Source organism: Mesorhizobium sp. M0496 (assembly GCF_040321205.1).
In the GTDB taxonomy this organism is placed as follows: Bacteria; Pseudomonadota; Alphaproteobacteria; order Rhizobiales; family Rhizobiaceae; genus Mesorhizobium.
The window spans coordinates 1-14738 of the sequence record NZ_JAMYRC010000020.1 but is presented as its reverse complement, the minus strand read 5'-3'; the positions used below and the strand labels follow the sequence as shown (position 1 = coordinate 14738).

Sequence of the window (14738 nt, the reverse complement as noted above, 5' to 3'; positions counted from 1 at the left end):
GCCTCTCGGGCAGGCGGCTCTCGTGTTCGGCGACGCCCAGGATCGGGAAAGCGTCCATCGCCGCCCGACCGACGCGCCAGTCGGTTTTGTCAGCGTCGTCGGGATCGAACCATCGGCTGGCGAATGCAACAGCTCGCGATCTGACGTCTTCGTCGCGGCTGAACCGAAGACTGCCGTCGCGATGAATCTCATGGCCGCTCGCGATGGCGACCTTTCCCGGGAGAATCATGCCGCTGCGAAGCATATCCAGGAAGCAGCCCTCAAAGCCCCTGACCTTGCCGACGATGGTGATGATCGGCCTTGGCAGTTTCAGGATCCGAAGCATCTCGGCGAGCGCGGCCGGATCGTCGGCAACAGCCTGCGCCAGCATCAGAAGTGTCGCCACCTCCGCCGCCTGCGGCGGTTCGATTGTCCGGCGGATGCGGCGGAGCAGGCTTGTCCTCAAATCCAAATGATGTGCCCGGAAGGCCGCCGCACCCCTCTTTTTCGAGGAAGCTGGCCGCGCCGCGCTACCCCGTTTGCCCGAGGACAGAACCACGCCCGATTGCGAAAGCCCGTCCTCATCTTCGAATTCCGTAAAGCTCTCCTCCCGCTTGGAACCTCTGACAATGCCGCCCAGACGAAAAAGCAACCGCGTGAGTTCGGCCTCGGATTTCTCCAGCATGGTGAGATGCGGCGTGAAGAGCCGAACCTTGCATCCGTCGATGATGCGTACCTCGTCGACGAGAATGCCGGTGTCGACGGCACGGTCGAGCGCGGTGGCTTCGGCATTGCGGCGGAGCCGCCGGAGAAAATGTTTTCCCAGACGCGCGGTCATCACTGATCCCTCTCCAGGCTGGGTGGGAGTCTGATGTCGAGCAAACCACGCTCGTCGAGCCATTCGCCGACCGCGCGACAGGTCGGGTCGCCTTCCCGCACGCGCAGAGCAAGAAGCTCGAGCACGACCGTGGGGATCGGGATGCCCCGATCGACCGCGGTGCGCGCATAGTGCAGCGCCAGCGCCACGGCGACAGCCGGATCTTCCATCGGCTTGGTCCGGCAGTCGCAGACGGCGATCTGCCCGCTCATTGCAAGGCCAATGCATTCTTCGCCGTGGCCAAGAATGCCGAGCAGCGCGTTCGATCCCCTTGCTGTTCGCGCCCGCGCCATGGCCGGTGGCAACTGCCAGTCGAGCGCTGCGAGAGCGGCGCCTGCGCCGTCGACCGCATCGGCCTTGGCAATAGTGCCCTGATGAACCGGATGGCACGGGCGGGGTGCGCTCCGGTCGCGCCGTCGTGGACGCGGTCGTGCCCGGCACCGTCTGGTCCGACGCTTGCCGAGAGGCCGCATTCTTGCTGACGAACGGTCGGGAGGGCCGAATGCGATCGGCATGCACGCTCGAGGTGTCGCCGGTAGTCCGGGCGGCTCCGGGAAAAGAGGAATCCCCCCGGGCTTCACTGGCGGAAGACAAGCCTTGCCCGGTGCTGGCGGCTGTCTTGGTGAGGCTTTGCTTGCTGGCGGATAGGCGTGTGCTCATGACAAAATTCTCCGTGCCGCCGGCGAGGCGGGCTTTTGGATCGATGGTTGTCTGGGGTGATGGTGGGCGCGGATCGGGCAGTACCGGTCCGCCCGACCGATCAGGGGCTGGCGCGCGTTCGGGCGAAGCCAACTTTTACCCGCGCATCGATCTCAGGCGTCCGGCGGACACGGGCTTCGCCGAGACGGACAACTGCCGGACAGACATGTTCCCCCTCCGCTTCATCGTCAAAGAGCGGAAGCACCGCTGCGGTTCTTTCGCCGCGGAGACAAGACGTTGGTTCGGTCTCTACGATGACCGCCCGGCATTGGCGTTCGAGTTCCTCGCGAACACGCGCCGCGAACATCGCCCGCAGATGCATCATCGCCGCGCCGGCGCCGGCAATCTCAAGCAGGTCGCCGATCTCGGAGAGGCCGAAGACCCCCTTGGAGTGATCACTGGTTTCATCCGAGCCGTCGATGATGGCAATGCCGACTTCAGAGACAAAGGGAGCTTTTCGCTCGACGTACAGCCAATCGGCGGCGACGAGCGCAACGGCCATCATGCGCTGTCGAAGCGCCTCGAGGCGATGCTCGGCATAGGATGCCAACGACCGCTTCATGTCGACGATCAGCGCCGAATGCCGCTTCCGGTTCACCAGGACGATGTCTGGTGTGTAGGTTTTTTTCGAATGCACTTCGGACCGCAACCGGATGCCCTCGAGCTTCGACCATTCGTTGCGTTCCAGAAACTCCAGCGCGGCCGGCACGACGGGCATCGGCTTGTCCTGCGGCATCACCAGGAGGTCGGGGTTGCAGGCGGCGATGCGAATGACGCCCCATTCAAGCAAATTGCCCTCATGGAACGAGACCGAGCGCGCCATCGAGACGAGGCCTGCACAGTTGCCGAAGACAATGTCCGGCTTGGTGTCGCCGGAAAGCACCGCGGCCATTGCCCTGTCGACCATGCGCGCGAAATCGGGTTCGAGATCGGCAATGACGGCAGAATAGACAAATGCTGAGGCCGACGATGAAGTCGAGAGCACAGGATTGTGGCTCATGGAATTCTCCTTAATGACGACGGGGACGATCGGCGCCGGAAAGCATGGCGGCAATGGGCAATGTTTGCCCGATCGATCCGCGCACGGCATTCGCCGGTTAGATATCGATCGTCTCGGGTGGGAAGGCTGCGCTCAGCGCGCCGCTATTGGGACGCAAGCCGCGGCGGCAATTGGTGTGACGCGCAATGCCGGCGGCAATCGGCGCGGCTCACCGCCACCCGAAAGCGAGAAGATTCTTTCCCGAAGGAGACAAAAACGATAGTGCTGTTCATAGCCCAAGACCTCTTATCCAGGTTGCGGGTCAGGCCTTCGTCGGTGTTAGCGCACCGTCGAGGGCCGACTTGTCCCGGACATGGCCGGAACGATCCTTATGTGAACGGATCCGGAACGGATCTCAATCCCCACAATCGCGCGGATCGCCTCCAAACGATCGCAAGGTTAATTCCGGGCTCCGAATTCCAGGAGGATCTCGTTCTGTTGGGCGGCGATGCGCGTCTCATCGCCACGAGTAGATCATGACTGCCGACGCTCTTCGGAATGTGATTGGGCAATCGTCAGTTCAGTTGGAGCCTCGCGTCGAGTTCCACAAGCTTCTCTTCGAAGGCTCCGACCTCACGTTCGAATTGCTGCAGCGCCAGCTGTATTGTTCGCGCGTTTCTACCGTTCTGCGGATTGTCGAGTTCCGCACGGGCGTCGATCAACCGCTGGACGAACTCTAGCCCGGTGATGGCACGCAGCCGGCCAGTCCGGTCGAGCTCGAGTAGCCGGTCCTGCGCGATCCGGTAGCGCGCGGGGAGGCTTGCGAACCTGGCGAGGAAGGGCGGTGGGGTCAGTGCGAGTTTCATTTGATGCTCCGTTGTCCAGGGTATTGCGGCGGCAGGCGCGGGGATCGGCCTCCTCCCACGAGGGTGAGGGTGATCCTTGCAAGCCACAAACCACCGAGAGACATTTTCGTTTCTCGCGGCGACCCCTTGCTTCGAACTCCCAGGCAATCGAAGACACCGCGAGACAAGGCTGTCCTATTGATCCATAGCTTCCGCCCAAAGGGCTTCTGGAAGGCTCTGGCATTCGATTTGAGCCGGCGGGCCGGCCTACTGCGATAGTCATCAAGCAGGTTGTGCGGATGGTCTTGCTCGCTTCGCGAGGTCGCCGGCGTGCCCACTCTTGCCTTACCTTACCTTCCTTCCGCGCAATCGGTCGCGCGAGCGTCGCTGGGCCATTATCATCTTTCCCGGCCGATGCGGTCGCTGCTTGCGCCCAGCGACTGTCAGAGGTTCCCGAAACAGTTTCCAAAATTAAGGCCCCCGCTTGTGGCGAGGGCCTTCGAGGTTCGATAGGTTCGGAAACCGGCGTCAGCCCATCTTCGGCGATCCGCCATTATCTTCGCGAATGTCCTTGAGGAAGGGAGGCTTGACGAAGCCTTCCCGTGGCGGCCTTGCGGCAAACCCTGGCACCGCGACGTCCAGCAGCGTCGCCTTTATCCGGCGGACGCGCTCTTCCGGTCCGATCGGCTTCCTTTCGCCGTAAGCCTCCGCCGGCGTGCCTTTGGCAGCGGCTTTCGCCGCGCGCTTCGGGGCGATCGCCTCTTCCGGCGTGCCGGCGGGCTCGCCGTTCAGCAGTGCCATGGGACCCTCGACGACCTTCCGGCTCGCAGCCGGCGACTTCGGCGCCGGCTTGGACATCGGGGACAAGGCTTCAGCTGCGTCCCTCCCCTCCTGTGCGAGACCCTTCAATTTCCGTGGTGTTTTCGACGGCTTCACCACCTTTCGCTCCGACAGCGTGGCTGCCTCAGTTTCCAACTTTGCCTTGACGGCCTTGGCCGTTGCCGAGGCAAGCTTCGGACCGACCGCCCATTCCAGACTTGGCAGAACCTTCTCCAAGAACCATGGCCTGAACCTGTCGTCCTTCGGCCAGTCGTCGGCGCCGGCCATAGAGTACGTGCCAGACCAGGCTCCAGCCGGTATCGGCCGGGAATCTTGCCGTATGCACAAGCCAGTCCGGGCCATTGGGATTGGGCTCGACGAATGCCGCCAAACTTTCCAGTTCGGCGCGGGCTCGGCGGGCTGGTTGGACCAACTGCTCGGCGAGCTTCTTCTTGACCAGGGGTTTACCCCCGGCGTGACAGAGGACGGCTTCCTGAACAACCTCAAGCATGCGGCAGAGGCGACCGATGAGAGCAGGCAACCCGGCGGCGGTCTTCTCGCGGATCAACGCCTTGACGCCTTCGGGACCGGCGATGTTCGCTGGCGCAAGCGGAGCTGCCTTGATGGCGCCATCCCTGGCGAAGGCCCCGATCTCGGCAGCCGACGGGCGCTCTCCTGCTCGCAACCGGTTCGCCACCGCCTCGATCTTCTCAGGCGACGCCGCGCACAGCGCATAAAGCGCGACACGCTGCACATTGTGTTCGACGAACAGCGTCCGGTACTGGCCGAGCCGTTCGTGAACCGCAATGAAGTTATCACCGGTACGTCGTGACTGCCCGCACCAACCTTTCAACCACGTCGCGAACGACTCCTGGGATGGACAGGCCTGTCTGGCCTTGGCTACTGCCTCACCTTTAACGAAGACCTGCTCGGCATCGACGCGTTCGGACCCGCGGAACATATTCTCGCATTCCAAGAGCACGGGGATTTTCTCGGCGGGGATGCCGAGCTCTTCATACGTTGCCGGCGGTCTGGATGCCTTGGCGACCCTCTTAATTTTGCTCCCGGGAGTCTTGCCCTTCCCGCGTGCAGGTTCCTGTTCCTGCACGGACGTCTCTGCGATAGCCTCGGGCAGAAAGGCAGATGGAATAGTGCTGACGCCCGTAAAGTTTGAGTTTTTCATGCTAATTCCTTTCCAATAAACAGATCACTGCCAACACAGAACACATCTGCAGGCATCAAAAAGAGTATAGCCTAAGATAACTCTTACGTCCAATCTACCGTATTTAACGACTGGCGACATTCATGTTTTAATACTCTGCGAATCGCGTTTACGCCGCTAAAATGTATGTACTTAGAAAGTATCTTTCTTATTGTGAGATTATCTTGCTTGTGATACATTTACACATATCCAACAAACTGGAACATTCATAAAGACCTCATCAGAAAGTTCGCGGGCGCATCGGCTTCTGATCGCGCGCACCCGAAAGCGGCTAGAGTAATATCTTGCAGGTACAAGCATAACGTCCACCGACACCACACACCTGCTGTGTGCAATGCCGGGGCGCACAAAAGATGCTACGCTTTGCCGGCTTCCGGGTAAGGCCGTAGTTCCAAATATCTCGGTTGCCGCCATCGGTGCGAAGCTGTCGCCCATAAACCTGCTGGCGCGATCACAATTTTTTCAAACTCCCGCTCCCATGGCGCGGGCAAAGTTTGCCTATCCCTCGGAGACCGACACAAGCCGTTCCGCGCTAGTCCAGACACGCGTAAGGGGATCAGCGACGGCAGATCGACGAATGCTATTCCGCCAATATTCAATGCCGGTACTAGTGTCACCAACCCGAGCTTCGGAGAACCCCTCCCTTCAATCAATCTGCCTCATATCTGTTTGAGCCAGGTCGGGCGGAAGCAGGCAGCGAGTTGAATAGTTCGTTCGCCTAGTCCTCGCTCGATAGCACATTGCGCGCTGCATAGAGCTCGGCGATGAAATCGGTTGCCAGCGTCGAGTTGATGCCGTCTGGCGGGCGCAAAATCAGTGCTCGGAAATGCACGGCTGGCTCGAATGGCTTGGCGACGATGCTGTCGATCATGCGGTCGGCAATGACGGAAGGATTGACCAGACCGATACCCATGCCTTTAGCGGCAAGGATGGCGATGGTCAGACCGTAAGGTGTTTCAATCAAGATGCGTGGCCGTACGCGGTGTTCGGCAAAGATCTTGTCCATGGCGAGCCGCACCGTGTCTTCCGGCGACAGTGCCAGGAACGCCTCATCATCAAGGTCCGCAGGCGTGACAACGGGCTTGCGAGCCAACCGGTGGTTCTTCGGCATCACGCAGACAGCTCGCGGGGTGGTGAAGATGCTATACAGCACGCCTGTCGTATCGATCTCGTCGGCAGCGAGACCGATGTCGAAACTACCAGATGCCACCAGGTCGCGCACGACGTTGGACATGCGCACCTGATAGCTGATGCGAACCTGTGGATGTTTGCTCGAGAAAGCCACGATGGCACGTGGCACCAGACCGTGGCCGAGTGCCGAGAGGCTGGCAACGCGTATCGTCCCCGTCCCAACTTCCTTGATCTGGGCCGCGCGCAGCCTGAGCCGATCCAACCCCACCAGATTGGCCTTTACCTCGGTGTAGAAAAGTTCTCCTTCCCGCGTCGGCACCAGCCTGCCGCGGATACGGTCGAACAGATTGAATCCGAGCTCCGATTCCAGCTTCGTCAGAGAGCGACTTATCGCGGGCTGCGAAGTATCCAGCAGCGTCGCCGCTGCGCCGGCGCCACCCGTGATCATGATTGCGTTGAACACATCGATGTCGCGCGGGTTCATTGGCATTCCATATCAAAAGTGGATTACCTTTATCGCCACAGTCATAGATGGCAATGGGCGAGCCAGTTAAAGTCCGCCCATGACCCGACACGACGACACTTCACATATCCATCCTCCCAGGCGCTCGGAGGAGCCATTCAGGTCGTTGGCGATGCCAGTTGAACGCGCCTCCACGGTCGTCTTCGACGATTTGGACTCCTTCGAGCGCCGCGTCGAGCGACTGTACGATGGCTTCAGTTACGGACTTTACGGGACTCCGACCAGCCGCCAGTTGGAAGACCATATCGCTGCGCTGGAAGGTGGATCTCGGGCGCTCGTCGTCCCTTCCGGAATGGCGGCCATAACGCTGACGACCATGACCGTCTGCCATGGTGGCGATCGGGTTCTGATCCCGGAGACGTTCTATGGGCCGGCACGCGAAATGGCCGCCCGCCTTCTCGCTCCCCTTGGCATCGATGCGGTGACCTACGACCCCAAGCTCGATGGAAGCATTTCGGCGTTGATAGATGGCAGGACGCAGCTGGTCTGGGCGGAATCGCCGGGTTCCGCGACCTTCGAGATACAGGACGTGCCGGCAATCACGGCTGCGGCCCACGAGGCTGGCGCGCTTGTCGCGGTCGACAACACCTGGGCCTCACACTTGCTGTTCAAACCACTCAAGCATGGTGTCGACATCTCGATGCAGGCGCTTTCCAAACATGCCGGCGGCCACGGCGACCTGCTGATGGGCTCGGTGGCGGTGAACGACGAGACCTTGTTCCGACGGTTAAAGGATACCTCGCGTTTTCTCGGTTACGGCGTTTCGCCGGAGGATTGCGCATTGTGCAAGCGCGGCCTGATGACCATGCCGGTGCGAATGCGCCAAGCCGACAGCACCGCGCAGAACATCATATCGTGGCTGTCGGAGCGCCCCGAGGTTGCGCAGATCCTGCATCCGAGTGAGCCCGACCATCCCGGCCACTTGACCTGGAAGCGTGACTTCGCCGGATCGGCAGGTGTCTTCTCGTTTGTGTTGCAGCCGGAACTAGCGCCCCACCAATCCGGGGCTCTGCGTCGCATGCGACTGTTCAGGCTAGGTGCAAGCTGGGGCGGGGTGCACTCGCTGATCTCCGTCAGTGATCCTCGAAATGGCCGCAGTGGCCTCGACTGGCTGAAGCCTGGCCCAGTTTGGCGGCTCTCCATCGGCCTGGAGGCCGTCGGCGACCTTCTCGCCGATCTGTCACAGGCCTTCGAGCACTTTGCGGAAACGCGACGAACCACAGTTGGCGACGCCAAGGCTGCAGAATGACAACAACTTCAACGAAAGGGGAATGGATATGAAATGCGAAGGGCATAAATGGCTTGCCGCCTTAGCGATCGGGCTGGTCGGCCTGGCTTCAAGCGCGGGAGATGCGGCCGCGCAAAGCGTCGTCGAAAAGATAAAGGCACGCGGCTACGTCAGTTGCGGCGCGAGCCAGGGAGTGCCCGGCCTCTCTCGCCCCGACGAAAAGGGGTATTATCGCGGCTTCGATTCCGACATTTGTCGTACATTCGCGGTCGCCATTCTTGGGGACAAGGATAAGATCCGATACGTGCCGCTCAATGCTGCTCAGCGACTTCCTGCGCTAGGCTGAAGAGACAGCCATCCACTATAGGGATTCTGGATCAGGCGCACAAATATCCGGGTCAGCTCTCTGGCGGCCAGCAGCAGCGCGTAGCCATTGCTCGCTCACTCTGCATGAACCCGAAAATTATGCTGTTCGACGAACCGACCTCGGCACTTGATCCCGAAATGGTCAAGGAGGTGCTAGATACAATGGCGTCGTTGGCCGATGATGGCATGACAATGCTGTGCGTCACCCACGAGATGGGATTCGCCCGCCAGGTTGCGGACCGCGTTGTGTTCATGGACCAGGGCGAGATTGTCGAGACGAACACTCCGGTCGAGTTCTTCACAAGCCCGCTTCATGAACGCAGCAAGCTGTTTCTCAGCCAGATTCTGAATTAAAGCAGTTGAACGCGTCTGCTTTGACTAGTTCACAACTACTCTGTCTCAATTTTGCTCGCATATACGCCTCTCTCATGGGCGTCGAAGACCACTATCCGGACGCCTTCCCGTGGAATGAAGGCAGCTCACGGCGAGCGAGCAGCTTGTCTATCCGCCTTCCGTCCATATCGAGAATCTCGAAGCGCCAGCCCTCGTAGTCGAAGTGCTCGCCAGCTTCCGGAAGATGCCCAAGCCGGGACAGGGCGAACCCGGCGATCGTATGAAAATCACCCTCTGCCGCCCCTGATCGAAAGCCGAGGAGAGCGAAAGCATCGTGCGCCAGCATCATACCGTCGATCAGCAGGGAGCCGTCTTCACGCTTGACGACGTCGGGGTCCTCACCGTCCATATCCGGAAGGTCGCCTGCGATGGCTTCGAGCAGATCGGTCTGGGTGACGATCCCCTCCAGAGCGCCATATTCGTCGATGACGATCGCCAGGCGTACCGGTGCCCTCTTGAACCGATCGAGAACGCGGAATATCGGCGTTCCTTCGTGAACGATCACGGGGTCGCGGATGACCGCCATTGGATCGAGCGTTTTCCCGTCGAGCACTTGGTCGAGGAGATCCTTCTTCAGGATCATGCCGATTGGTTCATCGATCCCGCCACGGCCGACCAGAAGCTGCTCATGGCGACATTCACGGATGGTACGCAGAATCTCGTCTGGACTGTCCTCAGTGTCGATCCAGTCGATATCGCGCCGCGGCGTCATGATGTCGGCGATGCGCCGATCGCCATGTTGAAGACGCGCTCGACGAGCTCCTGCTGGGTCTGGTGGAGCAGCCCTGCCTCCTGGCTCGCCGCGACAAGCAGCTTCAGCTCTTCAGGCGAATGCAGGGACTCCTCGCCCGTGCCTGGCCGCAGCCCGCAGAGCCGCAACACCAGGTTGCCAAGGCCGTTCAGAGTGAGGATCGCCGGCCTGAGCAGGAACAGAAACAGGCCTAGCGGACGCACCACCCATAGTGCTGTGCCCTCGCTACGCTGAAGCGCCAGGCTTTTCGGCGCCAACTCGCCCAGAACGATGTGGAGAGCAGTGATGATAATAAAAGCAATTGCGACGGCGATTGTATGGGATCCAGCGGTGGCAAGAGACCCCATCGCTCCAACCAGCAGCGGCTCGATCAGATGGGCGAGTGCAGGTTCGCCAACCCAGCCAAGCGCCAGCGACGAAATGGTGATACCCAGCTGGGTGGCGGCAAGATTGGCATCGAGATTCGCCAAGGCTCTTTGAAGCAGCCCGGCGTTCAAGCGTCCAGCGGTAGCAAGTTCGTCGACTCGGCTCCGCCTGACCGCCACCAACGCAAATTCGGCGGCGACAAAGAAGCCATTTGCGCCAACGAGTACAAGAACCAATAGAATCCCAAGAATGTCGCGTAGACTACCATCGTCCGCCGGCATGATATCCTCTGCTTGATCTGACTGGGGGATCTGTGAAGCGTATTTGGCGCTATTGCGCAACCGCATTGGGCCCAGAATTATCACGCGGAGCTGCTGTCCAGACGCGGGGGACTCTGGCTTTGGACAGCGTTAGGGAGAAGTGATTTGCCAAACCGCTACGCCAGCTAGAACAATTCCAGCGGCGCCTTCGATGGTCCGCGAAATGGCGTCAAACAGGCGTGGCCGGCTGTCAAAGAAATGCACCAGACGTTCCCGAAATAAGATCGACAGCACCGCCACGCAAGACAGCGTCAGCGCCACGCCGGCCATCATGGTGATTGCGAAAAGAATGCCGGCCACCGGAACGCCCCTGGATATCGCAAAGGTCATCACGAAAAGCGTCAGCGGACAGGGGATCAAGCCAGCCATCACCCCAACCGCCTCGCCCTCATGCTTGTGGTGATGGCCGTGGCTCAATGCGCGCCAGAGCATCCAGATGCCAATCAGGCCAAGCAACCCGCGGCTGATGTCTTCCAGTAGCGGCGCACGGCCGACACTGCCCAGGGCAATCGATACCAACGGCAAAGAGAGCGCCGCGATCAGTACCGCGATCGTCACATGCGTGAAGGAAAGTGTCAGCGATACCAGAAGCCCACGCCGGACACTGGCATCCGATCCGGCCAGATAAGTCGCCAGCACGGCTTTGCTATGGCCCGGCGTCAGCGCGTGCGCCGCACCGAACAGAATGCCCATGGGCAGAAAGGCCGTGAAGGCCAGCCAATCGCCGCCGGCCGAAAGCAGTTTGATCTGCTCGGCAAGCGCCAGGTAGATCGTGCGCTGGAACTCGACCAGCATCTGGAACATGGCCATCGAACCGGCTCCGCTTCAGCCGCAGGTCAGTTCGAGGCGCGTCGCGAAAATCTTGCCGAGATCGGTCCCCGTCGGGTCACTAAAGAACGCGTCTGTCAGGCTCTTCTGGTTCTGCGCGATGGCCGTGTCCGGATCTGGACGCACGACCGCGCGTGAGCAGCCTTCAGGCAGGCCAGCCACAGCAATCTTGTCGTCGTCGGTAAAATCGATCGCCGTGTAGAAGGTCGGGTCATACACGCCGATGCTGACTTTTCCAGCAAGGGCCAACGGGTCCTTCGGCTGCGTTTCGAACTGGACGACGAGTCGATCGTTTTCATAGCTGACGCTGAACTTCGGCGGTGGCGCCATCGTCACGTCCTTGCCGTTCAAGGTCACCATCTGAAAATAGTTGTACTCGGCCAGCGACGCATGGACGGTGAGAGCGACTTCATCGAGTTCCTTGGCATCAAGGACAAGGTCGGAATTCTTGTCGAATTCCATCAGCACAGTGCTGGAAAAGAGGTCGTCGAAACGCCAGGAATGCCGAAGCGACTTGACCGTTCTGTCTGGACCGACGGTCAGGTCCAGCTTCGCTTCGGCAAACACATGCGGATGGGCGTTCGCCGCCGCGGCGGAAGCGAGCAACAGCGCCGCGCCTGATACTATGCCTGTCAGCTGCATTTTTCGCTCACATTTCGCTCGTCGATTCCAGATCAGGTAGCACACCTGCCATTGCAAGCAGGCCGAAATGGGACATACCAGAACAGGTCGTCATGCAACTAGCGTCTGAGCATGATCACGACGCCAAGCCTGATTGGTCCTTGTTCGTCGTCGCACAAATGTAATTCAGGTTCTTGGTTCCGACGGCGCCGATATCGCCGACCTGGAATCCGCTCTGGGTCAACAGCGAGGCGACCGAATGCATGTCGACATGACCATGCTTGTGGAGCCTGGGCAATCTGGACTTGCGCACCGGCCTGCCAAAATCGATGATCAACAGCCGGCCTGCTGGCTTCAAGACGCGTGCCGCCTCGCGGATGAAGGCCGATCGAACGGGCTTCGACAAGTGATGCAGCATCAGCGTGCCGACGACGATGTCGAACTGCGCGTCCCTGAAGGGAAGCTCCTGCGCCGTCCCATTGACGAAAGTCAGATCGAGACCGGACCGCTCAGCCTTGGCGCGCGCCCTCTCGATCATTTCGGCCGACGCATCGACGCCGGTGACGCGTCCGTCCGAACCGACCAGCCGCTTCGCGGCAATGGCAAGGGTTCCCGTCCCGCAGGCGACATCGAGCATCGCTTCGCCGGGCTGGAGTTTTGCCGGGCGAAGCATGAACTCGCGAAACCGGCCCTCGTGCCCGAAGGTCAGAACGCGCGCAAGCAAGTCATAGGCCACCGCCCGGTGCAGGACGATGCCAATGCCCCGGTCGCTCGCGATCTGCGCACCGTTGCCAACGAGCCCCCTGTGACGCAGGCTGCCCCACAGCGCCAGTCCCGCGATCACCGCAAGGACGAGGCCGTGGAATGCCGCCGTCCAGGCGCCGGCCTGAATGTAGCCCATGCCCAATTTGGCGAGGACGAGGAAGCCGGCGACCAGCGACAGCTTGGCAAGCAGGGCCAACGCTATCATCCTCTTGCGCGAATGCGGTCCGTTACCGGCGGGATGATCAGATGAGTGCATGTCTGGCGACCTTCAGCTTCATTGCGGCGTGCCCAAACCCGATTTGAGCTCCTGGACTTGGCGTATCATAATGGACACAATGTCTGGAAATGCTGTTGTCGGACATCGGACCGCCGAATGTCCGAAACCGGGCACTGCAGGGGGCCATGGCCATGAAAATCGAACGTGCGGGCGAGCGAAACACGATCGATCGACGCGTTGCGCGGACGCGCGGCCTGCTGCAGGACGCGCTCATCGCCCTGATCCCGGAGCAGGGATATGCCGCCATCACCGTCGATGACATTTGCCAGCGGGCCAATGTCGGCAGGTCTACCTTCTATACCCACTATGCCGACAAGGATGCTCTGCGCAGCGCGACCATCGAGGCGCATCTGCGGTCGATCGGCCGCAGGCGCGAGGCGGCAAGTCAAGAAACAGGTAGCCGCCTGTTTGAGTTCAGCCTGCCCATGTTCGAGCACGCCCATGTATTCCGACCGCTTCACCACGCATTGCTTGCAAGCAGCGGCGATACGATCCACGACGAATTGCGTGAGCGTATCCGGCGAGCCGTCCGGGAAGAACTCGTCGAGAAACGGATCGGCGATCGCGGCATGCCTGCCGAATTCGCCATTCAGTTCATCGCCGGCGCATTTCTTGCGGTCCTCGCCTGGTGGGTCGCCACCGACATGAACCTTTCACCGGCACAGGCAGACGAGCTGTTCCAGAGGATGGCGGAAAAAGGCGTCGGCGCCTGATTAGTCGTCGGCTATCGAGCTTGCAATGATCGAATTCGCTCGCTCCGTGTCGACCGGCGATGTTAAATGGACGAGCTGTTTTCGATTGCCTGCAATCAATATGTAAAGTTTGGAGACCTGATCTCCATTCCGGTCCTCGCTGATTTTTTCGGCGTCCGTACGGGCGAAGAAGCGCTGCTCGAATGTCGCGCGGTCGACGTCGAACAGTCTGATGGAACAGGTCTGCATGGCCTTGCCGTTCAAGGTAGCTTTGGTCACCGCGATTATGGTCCCGGCAGGTAGATCGTTGCCAGTCACGGCCCACCCCTGAAAGGCCTCCACGTCATCGACTGGAGCAAGCGCTGCGTCACCGGATAGCGGTGTCCATCCACGCGTCTTCGCCACAGCGACGGTTCGCTCGAAGTCGGGGCCATGGGCAAGACAGGTTTGGTGAAAAGTTTCTAGCCCGAGATCGACATTGTCGGCATACACCGGTGTCGATGTCAGGCAGACGCCTGCGAGCGCAAAAGCGACGAGAACTCTCGACATATCCGTTACACCTCGCGCTGAAGAGCGAGCACCGGTACGAATAAGATGGAGCCGTTGGCACGCTGGTCAAGATTTACGGCGCCTCGCCGGATCGCGCCAAGGGGCGCTACAGGCCTGCCGATTGCCCTCGGCGTCAAGAAGTGCCGTATCAAAGGCGCCCGATATAGCGCACGTCAGCACGTCATACTGAGCGAATAATCCTCAAGATGCGCACGGGCAACCGTCGTTTCACGCGCCTGACCTTGCGTTTTCGAAAGAGTTCGAGAACCTTGTGCGAAAAAGGCATTTGTCCCGATTTGACCGCATGCCCAATGGTTAAAAATCGTCTGGAACCGTTCCACTGGTCATGCATTATGGCCATAGCGGTCGATTTCTCAGGAATGTAGCCGCTCCCATTTAAAGCCCGCCCGTGGTCGCTACCGTTGTCCAGCCGATAGATGGGTAACACTTTGAACCGGATACATAGGTAACAGTTTTCCCCCTTATGATAGGTTCGTCGCAGCGCCAA

16 protein-coding genes and 2 pseudogenes are annotated in these 14738 nt (G+C 60.3%); 6 read left to right on the top strand and 12 right to left on the bottom strand.

Annotated elements, in window-relative coordinates; translation table 11 throughout:
• The first annotated feature begins 22 nt into the window (after window positions 1-22).
• Window positions 23-823, top strand: coding sequence for a hypothetical protein (locus NKI73_RS17840; protein ID WP_352631893.1), 801 nt, complete (start codon window positions 23-25; stop codon window positions 821-823).
• Here the strand turns inward: NKI73_RS17840 and NKI73_RS17835 are convergent.
• Both NKI73_RS17835 and NKI73_RS17830 read right to left on the bottom strand, forming a co-directional pair.
• Complete coding sequence (locus tag NKI73_RS17835) at window positions 817-1149, bottom strand: hypothetical protein (RefSeq protein WP_352631892.1); 333 nt, start codon at window positions 1147-1149, stop codon at window positions 817-819. The two genes, NKI73_RS17840 and NKI73_RS17835, sit on opposite strands and share 7 nt — an antisense overlap.
• A gap of 467 nt (window positions 1150-1616) precedes the next feature.
• Entirely contained in the window at window positions 1617-2555 is a 939-nt protein-coding gene (locus tag NKI73_RS17830) for a hypothetical protein (protein ID WP_352631890.1), read from the bottom strand.
• Here NKI73_RS17830 and NKI73_RS17825 point away from each other — a divergent pair.
• Window positions 2554-2817, top strand: coding sequence for a hypothetical protein (locus NKI73_RS17825; RefSeq protein ID WP_352631888.1), 264 nt, complete (start codon window positions 2554-2556; stop codon window positions 2815-2817). The genes NKI73_RS17830 and NKI73_RS17825 overlap by 2 nt on opposite strands.
• Before the next feature lie 292 nt (window positions 2818-3109).
• On the opposite strand, the gene NKI73_RS17820 is transcribed toward NKI73_RS17825, so the two are convergent.
• The 4 genes from NKI73_RS17820 to NKI73_RS17805 form a co-directional block, all read right to left on the bottom strand.
• Window positions 3110-3400, bottom strand: a complete 291-nt coding sequence (locus NKI73_RS17820) for a hypothetical protein (RefSeq protein ID WP_352631886.1) — start codon at window positions 3398-3400, stop codon at window positions 3110-3112.
• 507 nt (window positions 3401-3907) lie between these two features.
• Window positions 3908-4180: a hypothetical protein gene (locus NKI73_RS17815; RefSeq protein WP_352631884.1), complete on the bottom strand. Its 273-nt coding sequence runs from the start codon at window positions 4178-4180 to the stop codon at window positions 3908-3910.
• Window positions 4181-4343: 163 nt separating this feature from the next.
• Window positions 4344-5381, bottom strand: coding sequence for a hypothetical protein (locus NKI73_RS17810; RefSeq protein ID WP_352631882.1), 1038 nt, complete (start codon window positions 5379-5381; stop codon window positions 4344-4346).
• 757 nt (window positions 5382-6138) lie between these two features.
• Window positions 6139-7035: a LysR family transcriptional regulator gene (locus NKI73_RS17805; protein ID WP_352631880.1), complete on the bottom strand. Its 897-nt coding sequence runs from the start codon at window positions 7033-7035 to the stop codon at window positions 6139-6141.
• 79 nt (window positions 7036-7114) lie between these two features.
• Here NKI73_RS17805 and NKI73_RS17800 point away from each other — a divergent pair, with 79 nt between their 5' ends.
• The 3 genes and pseudogenes from NKI73_RS17800 to NKI73_RS17790 form a co-directional block, all read left to right on the top strand.
• Window positions 7115-8323: a trans-sulfuration enzyme family protein gene (locus tag NKI73_RS17800; protein WP_352631879.1), complete on the top strand. Its 1209-nt coding sequence runs from the start codon at window positions 7115-7117 to the stop codon at window positions 8321-8323.
• Window positions 8298-8648, top strand: a complete 351-nt coding sequence (locus NKI73_RS17795) for a type 2 periplasmic-binding domain-containing protein (RefSeq protein WP_352631877.1) — start codon at window positions 8298-8300, stop codon at window positions 8646-8648. Before NKI73_RS17800 ends, NKI73_RS17795 begins: the two co-directional genes overlap by 26 nt.
• Window positions 8649-8665: 17 nt before the next feature.
• A pseudogene (locus NKI73_RS17790) lies at window positions 8666-9022 on the top strand (amino acid ABC transporter ATP-binding protein); the annotation flags it as partial.
• A gap of 91 nt (window positions 9023-9113) precedes the next feature.
• Here NKI73_RS17790 and NKI73_RS17785 read toward each other — a convergent pair.
• From NKI73_RS17785 to NKI73_RS17770, 4 genes and pseudogenes are all read right to left on the bottom strand, one after another.
• Window positions 9114-10459 (bottom strand): annotated as a pseudogene (locus NKI73_RS17785) (hemolysin family protein).
• 129 nt (window positions 10460-10588) lie between these two features.
• Complete coding sequence (locus tag NKI73_RS17780) at window positions 10589-11302, bottom strand: HoxN/HupN/NixA family nickel/cobalt transporter (RefSeq protein ID WP_352632063.1); 714 nt, start codon at window positions 11300-11302, stop codon at window positions 10589-10591.
• A 21-nt stretch (window positions 11303-11323) separates the two neighbouring features.
• Window positions 11324-11968 carry a DUF1007 family protein gene (locus NKI73_RS17775; protein ID WP_352631875.1) on the bottom strand — a complete coding sequence of 215 codons (645 nt, stop codon included), beginning with the start codon at window positions 11966-11968 and terminating at the stop codon, window positions 11324-11326.
• Window positions 11969-12083: 115 nt separating this feature from the next.
• On the bottom strand, window positions 12084-12908 hold the full coding sequence (locus NKI73_RS17770) for a class I SAM-dependent methyltransferase (protein WP_352631873.1): 825 nt from the start codon (window positions 12906-12908) through the stop codon (window positions 12084-12086).
• 212 nt (window positions 12909-13120) lie between these two features.
• Here NKI73_RS17770 and NKI73_RS17765 point away from each other — a divergent pair, with 212 nt between their 5' ends.
• Complete coding sequence (locus tag NKI73_RS17765; protein ID WP_352631871.1) at window positions 13121-13702, top strand: TetR/AcrR family transcriptional regulator; 582 nt, start codon at window positions 13121-13123, stop codon at window positions 13700-13702.
• Here NKI73_RS17765 and NKI73_RS17760 read toward each other — a convergent pair whose 3' ends face one another.
• Window positions 13703-14230, bottom strand: a complete 528-nt coding sequence (locus NKI73_RS17760) for a hypothetical protein (protein ID WP_352631869.1) — start codon at window positions 14228-14230, stop codon at window positions 13703-13705.
• Window positions 14231-14411: 181 nt separating this feature from the next.
• The coding region (locus NKI73_RS17755) for a hypothetical protein (RefSeq protein ID WP_352631867.1) at window positions 14412-14738 on the bottom strand (327 nt) is incomplete at its 5' end.